Raw genomic sequence first — 7,625 nt, forward strand, 5'->3', positions numbered from 1 at the left:
TCCACGGGAAACGGGCCGAGAAACCTCGCCACCATCCGCAACCTTGCCCTGAACCTCCTCCGCCTCCGCGGAGTCCGAAAAGTCAAGGAAACCCTCGAACACATCGCCGGAGACCGCCGCCGGACACTCCAATTCATAGCCACTTAGCGCAATGGGCCGTCACACCACGCGACCTTCGCGCAGCCCTGGGATGACACTCGCCCCATGGGCCTGACTCTAGTTCGAGCCGGTCGGTGCGGCGGGGCACGACCCGCGGTCGTGTCGTCCAGGCAGATCAACCTCACGATCGCATTCCACGGGCGCGGATAACGCTACGCGGCACGTAGCGGCAGAGCCAGGTCCCGGTCACCGGCAACGTACCCGGTCGCTTCCTTCGTTTACTTCACACCGTTGATGCGAAGTAATCCCATGGTGGGTAGTACCAGGGTTAGTAATTCCAGGGCAAGGTTCCTGAGGATGGTCATGGTGTGTGGGCGGTTGCGGACTCCCTCGACCGAGGCGTCGCCTGACCGGGGCGCCGCTACTGGGCACCCAGTAGCGGCGCCGCTACCGCGCATCCGGCCGGCGGGGCTGGTCGCGCAGGCGTTCCAGCGCCCGCCGGTCGCGCTTCGTCGGCCGCCCGGCGCCCCGATCGCGTACGGCCAGCACCGGCGGCACCTCGCGCGCGACCGGCGGGCTGCGGTCGACGAAGGACTCCGCGGCAACGGGCGCGCCGACCCGCCTGTGCAGGATCCGGGTGACGACGACGACCCGCTCGTGCCCGGGTTGGCGCACCCGGATCTCGTCGCCGGCCCGCACCGGATGGGCCGGCTTGACCCGCTCGCCGTTGAGGCGGACATGGCCGGCGCGGCAGGCGGCGGTCGCCTGCGATCGCGTCTTGACCAGGCGCACGCACCAGATCCAGGTGTCGATCCGGGCGGTTCCCGCCGGCGACGTCATAGGCGTGGGCGACGTCATAAGTCTGACTGTACGAATCGACCGGCGGACCTGTCGTCGTTCGGGGACGGTCAGGCGGTGACGATCGACCGGCGTGGCGGTAGCAGGGCGCTCGTGACCGCCGCGACCGTGCCGGCGCCGAGACCGGCGTCGGTGAGAGCCGCGACGGAGTCAATGGGGTGGGAAGGCCGTGACGGGCCCGGTGATCGACAGCCGTACGCGGGTGCCGGGTTCGGGAAGCTGGCGCCCCGGCACCCGCGCCGTCACGGTGCGGCCGGACCGGTCGAGCCGGAGCTGGACGGTGGCGTCGTGGCCGAAGTACCGCACCTCGGTGACCCGGCCGACCACCCCGTTCCGCTCCTTGTCCCGCCCTTCGTTCTCGTTTCGGTCCTGGCTCTCGTTCTGGTTCTGGTTCTGGTTCTCGTTCTGGTTCTCGTTTCGGTCCTCGTTCTGGTTCTTGTCGCCGTCCGCTGCGGCGAGGAGCCTGATCTGTTCCGGCCGGACGAGCAGGCGCGCCTCGCCCTGGGGAGACCCGGGCCGGACGGCGAGTTCGCCAAGGTCGCAGGAGGCGGTGAGCCCGGTGACGACGGCGGGCATGAACACAGCGGCGCCGACGAAGGCCGCGACGGTCGGGTTGCCGGGCGAGGCGTAGATGCCCTGGGGCGTGCCGGTCTGGGCGATGCGACCGGCGGCCATGACGGCGACCTGGTCGGCCAGTGACAGCGCCTCGTTCTGGTCGTGCGTGACGAGCAGCGCAGTGGTCCGGTTGGCACGCAGCGCTTCGACGACGGCGCGGGCGGTGTTCAGGCGGAGCCCCGCGTCCAGGGAGGAGAACGGCTCGTCGAGCAGCACCAGGGACGGCCGCGGGGCCAGGGCCCGCGCCAGCGCCACGCGCTGCTGCTGGCCGCCGGAGAGCTGATGAGGGAACCGGCGGGCCAGGCTCGCGTCCAGCCCGACGAGGTCGAGCAGCTCGGCGGCCCGCCCGGCGGATCGGCGTTCGGCGCGGGGCAGGCCGAACCCGATGTTGGCCGCGACGTCCACGTGCGGGAACAGGGCACCTTCCTGCGGGACGTACCCGACCCGCCGCCGCTGGGCGGGAACGCTGCGACCGGGGCTGAACACCCGTTCGGCGCCGAAGTCGATCGTCCCGCCGTCCGGGTCGCTGAATCCCGCCACCAGCCGTAGCAGGGTGGTCTTGCCGCAGCCCGACGGCCCGAGCACGGCCGTCACACTGCCGTCGGGCACTCGCAGATCGATCCCGGCGAGGGCTGTCGTGGCGCCGAACCGTTTGGTGACCTGGCTGACGCTAAGCGCTGTCACGTGCTTCTCCTGGCGGAACGGGTGAGCAGGAAGGTCGCCGGGGCCGACAGCAGCACCATCAACCCCGCGTAGGGGGCGGCCGCGCCGTAATCGACGTCGCGGACGTTGCTCCAGAACTCGGTCGCCAGGGTGTCGGTGCCGGTGGGTGACAGCAGCAGGGTCGCGGTGAGTTCGGTGACCACAGCGAGGAACACCAGGATGGCGCCGGCGCCGACGCCGGGGGCGATCAGCGGCAGGGTGACCCGCAGCCAGGCCCGCGTCGGGCGCAGGCCCAGGGCGTGTGCGACGTCGTCCAGGACGGGTGGCGCCTGCGCGATCGCGCCTCGCACCGCCACCGTGGCCCGCGGCAGGAACATGATCGTATAGGCGGCGATCAGGAGGGTGGTGGTCTGGTACACGGCCGGCAGGATGTGCAGCGATACCGTGACGAGAGCGAGCGCCACCACGATGCCCGGCAGCGCGTTGGCCGTGTAGGTGCTGCGTTCAAGCAGCGTCCCGATCCGGCCCGGGTGGCGTACCGCGAGCCACGCCACCGGAAGCGCCAACAGGACGGTGCACAGCGCGCCGGCGAGGCCGAGTCCGGCCGCGGTCGCGGCGGCGATGGCCAGTTCGACGGCGGGGAAGGCGGCGGAGGCACCCACCAGCAGCCAGCGGACGAGGCTCACCAGCGGCACGCCGAGCGCCAGGCCCACGACCGCGCCGAGCCCGCCGACGGCGGGGGCGGTGAGCCGGCCGAGCCGGGCGGGTTGCGCGGTGCGGCTGGCTCCGGGCCCGAGCCGGGCGTAGCGGTGCCGACCGCGCAGGCTCAGCTCGGTGCCGACCAGGACCGCGCAGTACAGCACCAGGACGCCGGCGAGCATGTTCGCCGCCGGGCCGTTGAACGACGAGCGGTACTGGTCGTAGATGGCCGTGGTGAAGGTGGGAAACCGCAGCATCTGCAGGGCGCCGAACTCGGCGAGCAGGTGCAGGCCAACCAGCAGCGACCCGCCGAGGACGGCCGGGCGCAACTGCGGGAGCACGACCCTGGTGAACGTCCGCCACGGGCCGAGCCCGAGTGACCTGGCGGATTCCTCCAGCGCCGGGTCCAGCCCCCGCAGGGTCGCGCCGACGGGGAGGTAGACCAGCGGGTAGTAGGCGAGTGTCACGATCAGCAGGGCGCCCGGGTATCCCTCGACGCCCGAGGTCAGCGAAACCCAACCGTAGCTGACGACAAACGCGGGCAGTGCCAGCGGAGCGGCGAGCAGCACGTGCCAGACCCGTCGTCCTGGCAGGGCCGTCCGTTCCACCAGCCAGGCGGCGGCCGTGCCCAGGACGGCACTGGCCGCCATCCCGCCGGTCACGAGCTTGGTGGTGTTGACCAGTAGCTCGCCGACCCTGGGCCGGATCAGCAGCCGCCAGGCCTCCGACCAGCCCACGCTGGCCGTGTATCCGACGACGAAGAACAGCGGGACGGCCGCGAGCAGCGCGACGAGCACACAGGCCAGCAGCAGCGGGCGCGGGTACGCCGGGCCGGTGCGTACCCACCGTCCCGCCGTCGTGGGCTGGCCGTTCAGAGCAGGCCCGCCCGCTGCATCAGTTCGACGACCTTTGGTCCGTTCAGGGTCGAGATGTCGATGTCGGGCGGATCGAGGGTCGACAGCGGCTTCAGCGCAGGGTTCGTGGGGACCGCGTCGGACACGGCGTATTCCAGGGCACCGCTGTCGACCAGTGCCTTCTGCCCGGCGTCGCTGGTGAGGAAGGCGACCAGCCGCTGCGCCTCGGCCTGCTGGTCGCTGGCCGCGAGGACGCCGGCGCCGGAGACGCTGACGAACGCGCCCGGGTCCCGGTGGCCGAAGAAGTGCAGGTCGACGTTCCTGCTGTCCTTGCCCGACTCCGCCTGGTCCTGGTACCAGTAGTAATGGTAGATCACGGCGGCGGGGACCTCGCCCGCGTTCACGGCGCGCAGCGCGGCGATGTTGTTGTCGTAGATCTTCGCGTTGCGTTTCAGTCCGGCGAGCCACTCGGCGGTGGCCCCCTCGCCCTTCACCGCGAGTACGGCGCTGACGATGGCCTGGAAGTCCGCTCCGGCCGCCGCGACACCGACCTTCCCCTGCCACGCCGGTCCCGCCAGGTCCATGATCGACGTGGGCAGCTCGTTCTTGGCGACCTGCCCACGGTTGTAGATGAACACCGTCGACCGGGCCGCGAAACCGATCCAGTTGCCGGTGCTCGGGACGTACTGGTCAGGCACCTGGCCCAAGGTGGCCCGGTCCAGTTTGCTGAAGCGGCCGGCGCGGTCGACCAGCGTCATGGCCGGCGAGTTCTCGGTGACGAGGACGTCCGCCGGCGAGCTGGCGCCTTCCTGGACGATCTGGTTCGCCAGCTCGGGGTCGCCGCCGCGACGCAACTCGACCTTGATGCCGGTCTGCTTGGTGAACGCGTCCACCATTACCCGCATCAGGTCCTGGTGCTGCGCGTTGTAGAGCGTGATCGTCTTCCCGTCGTCCCCCGAGCCGCACGCTGACAGGCCGGCCAGGCCGGCCAGGCAGGTGGCCGTCACCAGCACGACCAAGGTTCTTCCTAACGAACCCATCGGGCTCCTCCACCTGAACACTCCACCTGGACACTCCACCTGGACAGACACGTCCGACCGACCTCGAACCTCTAATCGGTGTAGAAGTTAACTCATGTTTACCTTAGCGCCGTAGAATGTGACGAGTGGCACAAGTCGGGGGCGCTGGCGGGCGAACCGCGGAGCGGACGCCTGGCGCCGAGCGGGATCGGCACGCCCGCCGTGAGCCGGCCGAGAAGGCCCATGGCATGGAACGAGACCTTCCACGCGGCGACGCCGACGGTGAGCGAGGCCAGCAGCGCCAGGACCGGATGGTCGTCCTGCAGAAGGGGGAACACCTGCCAGTGGGTCAGGTAGATGTAGAGCGAGCTGCCGGCCAGCAGGCCCGCCAGCCGGCGCAGCGGGCGTGGGCAGCGGACGCTCGTGGTCCAGGCCAGCAGGAGCACGCCGCCGAGCACCACGTGCTCCCGGCGTGCGTCAGCGAAGAACCCGGGGATGGTGAGCGCCGCCGCCGCAGTGAGGGCCAGCCGCTGCCGTACCGTGGTCGCGGCGGCGGTGGCCCATCCCAGCGCGAACAGCCAGAGCACCGCCACCGACGTCTGGGTGTGGCGTGGTCCCGGCGGTAGGGCCACGACGTCGAAGCGGGTGAGCAGACCGGCGGCGAGGGCACCGGCTGCGACGGCCCACGGGCGGCGCCGCTGCCAGCGGTCGAACGCCGGCACGCCGAGCAGGGCCGCGAGGACCAGCAGGATCTGGACCAGGGCTTCGACGAACCAGAACTCCCAGGGTGGGCCCGCGCGGTCCGGCCCGAACACGCTGTTGAGCAGCACGATGTTGGCGGGTCCGTGTTCGTCCATGACAAGCACGAGTACGGTGATGAAGACGATGCTCGGCACCGCGAGGTACGCGATGCTGCGGAGCAGCCCGCGGACCCGGTCGCGCCGCGGCGCCGCGGTCAGGTGGAAACGGGCGAAGTTGTAGCCGGCGACGGCGATGAGGAGATGGGCGCCCCCGAGGATGCCGCCGACGGTGTCGAAGGTGTTGGCGTGCGTCCCGACGATCAGCACGATCGCGACCGCCCGGAGCAGCACGCTGGTCTCGATCGAGCTGCCAGAGCCGCCAGCCCTGCGCTTCGGTCGCGTGGCCGGCTTCAGATCCCGCACGGCCATGGTGTGCCAGCCGGCGGGCAGGTGTCCGAGGGCGTCCTCCAGCCGCAGTGACAGTTCCACGTAGGACAGCGAGTCGCCGCCCAGGCTCACGAAGGTGCTGTCGTCGGTGACATCGTCGCGGTGGAGCAGCTCGGCGAACAGCCGGCGTACGTCGGCTGTTCCGTCCGACGGTCCGTCCCGCCCGGTGGGCGCGGTCGTGCGCGCCGGTCGCGCGTCGCGGGCGATCTCCTGCAGCGCGACCAGGTCCGGTTTGCCGGTGGCCAGGCGGGGCAGGGCGGCCAGGGGGTGGACGCGGACGGCGTTCTCCGGCAGCCGGCAGGCCCGCGCGACCAGCCGGCGGACCGAAGGCGTGTCCCGGTCGCTCTCGATCATCACGTCGACGGCGTCGTCGCTGGTCACGCAGCAGGCGCTGAGCCCCTGGCCGGCGAGGGTGTCCTCCACGTGTTGCAGGTCGATCCGGATCCCGAAGACCTTGGCGAATCTGGTCTGCCGTCCCACGATCTCGTACAGGCCGTCGTCGGTGCGGCGCGCGACGTCCCCGGTGCGCAGCTCGTCGAGCGTCGGACCGAGCGCGAGGTCCGAGGCCGTCCGCGCGTAACCCATCATGACGTTGGGCCCGGAATAGACGAGCTGCCCCAGATCCCCGGTGCTGTCGGTGCTCCTAGTGTGGTCGGCCAGCGGCTCGAGCCGGAACGACCCGCCCGGGACCGGGACTCCGATGGTGTGGGGGTGGGTCGGCGCGAGGTGTGGCGGCAGGCAGGCCATCCGCGCCGTGGCCTCGGTCTGGCCGTACATCACGACGAAGTCCCAGCCGTTGCGTCGTCCGAGCTCGGCGTAGCGGGCCACCCGGTCCGGCGCCAGTCGACCGCCGGCCTGCGTGATGTAGCGCAGATGCGGCAGCGACATCGCGTCGAAACCGATCCTGTCGAGCAGGTCGAACGTGTAGGGGACGCCAGCCAGCGAGGTTCCCTGCCCGTCCCGGAAGAGGTTCCAGAAGCAGGCGTCCACGACGGACAGGGACGTCGGGATCAGACCGGCCCCGCACAGGAGGTGACTGTGCACGACCGACAGCCCGTAGCAGTAGTAAAGGGGCAGGGTCGTCGCGGCGCGGTCGCCGGGGCGAAGGCCGAGGCACTCGACGATCGACTCGGCATTGGCCTGCAGGTTCGTGTACGACAGCCGGACCAGTTTCGGTGAGCCCGTCGAGCCCGACGTGCTCAGCAGCAGCGCGAGGTCCGGATGAAGGTCGTGCTTCGAGCCCTCCCGCCGCTGCTCGACGCGGGTCCGTGTGCCGGCCGGGCGGATCACCACGTCGGGGTCATAGGACGTGATCAGGGCGTCGGTCGACGCGGCGTTGTCACCCGGCACCAGCAGGACCGCGTGCCCGGCGGACAGCGCCGCCAGGTACAGGACGAGGACGTCGATCGTGTTGACCGCAGCGAGGAGCACCAGCCGCCGCCCGGCGCCGAGCCGACCGGCGGCGGCGTCGACGCGTGCCGCCAGTTCGCGGTAGGACAGCCGGCCCTCAGCCGTGACAACGGCCGTGCGGTCACCGTGCCGTTCAAGGTGGCGGGCGAGGAACACAGTCGAGCTTGCAAGGGACGGGCCTGCCTTGGTCACCCAGCCAATGTACAAGTAAGGAAAGCCTA

General features: G+C 71.0%; 5 protein-coding genes. All 5 read right to left on the bottom strand.

Annotation, left to right across the window (positions count from 1 at the left end):
* Positions 1 to 546: 546 nt before the first annotated feature.
* A complete protein-coding gene (locus AC08OX_RS12370) occupies positions 547 to 939 on the bottom strand; it encodes an RNA-binding S4 domain-containing protein (protein WP_476607960.1) in 393 nt (130 codons plus the stop codon).
* 168 nt (positions 940 to 1,107) lie between these two features.
* Positions 1,108 to 2,256, bottom strand: coding sequence for an ABC transporter ATP-binding protein (locus AC08OX_RS12375; RefSeq protein WP_476607961.1), 1,149 nt, complete (start codon positions 2,254 to 2,256; stop codon positions 1,108 to 1,110).
* Positions 2,253 to 3,731, bottom strand: a complete 1,479-nt coding sequence (locus AC08OX_RS12380) for an ABC transporter permease (RefSeq protein WP_476607962.1) — start codon at positions 3,729 to 3,731, stop codon at positions 2,253 to 2,255. The genes AC08OX_RS12375 and AC08OX_RS12380 overlap by 4 nt, the downstream gene beginning before the upstream one ends.
* A gap of 74 nt (positions 3,732 to 3,805) precedes the next feature.
* Complete coding sequence (locus AC08OX_RS12385) at positions 3,806 to 4,828, bottom strand: iron ABC transporter substrate-binding protein (protein WP_476607963.1); 1,023 nt, start codon at positions 4,826 to 4,828, stop codon at positions 3,806 to 3,808.
* Positions 4,829 to 4,926: 98 nt separating this feature from the next.
* On the bottom strand, positions 4,927 to 7,625 hold a 2,699-nt coding region (locus AC08OX_RS12390; protein WP_476607964.1), incomplete at its 5' end, for an AMP-binding protein.

Source organism: Frankia sp. CoBUL1 (assembly GCF_978021245.1).

What these genes read in the sequence shown, in the direction of transcription:
- AC08OX_RS12370 (WP_476607960.1), bottom strand. Translation starts at nt 939, where the DNA reads ATGACGTCGCCGGCGGGAACCGCCCGGATCGACACCTGGATCTGGTGC.
- AC08OX_RS12385 (WP_476607963.1), bottom strand. Translation starts at nt 4,828, where the DNA reads ATGGGTTCGTTAGGAAGAACCTTGGTCGTGCTGGTGACGGCCACCTGC.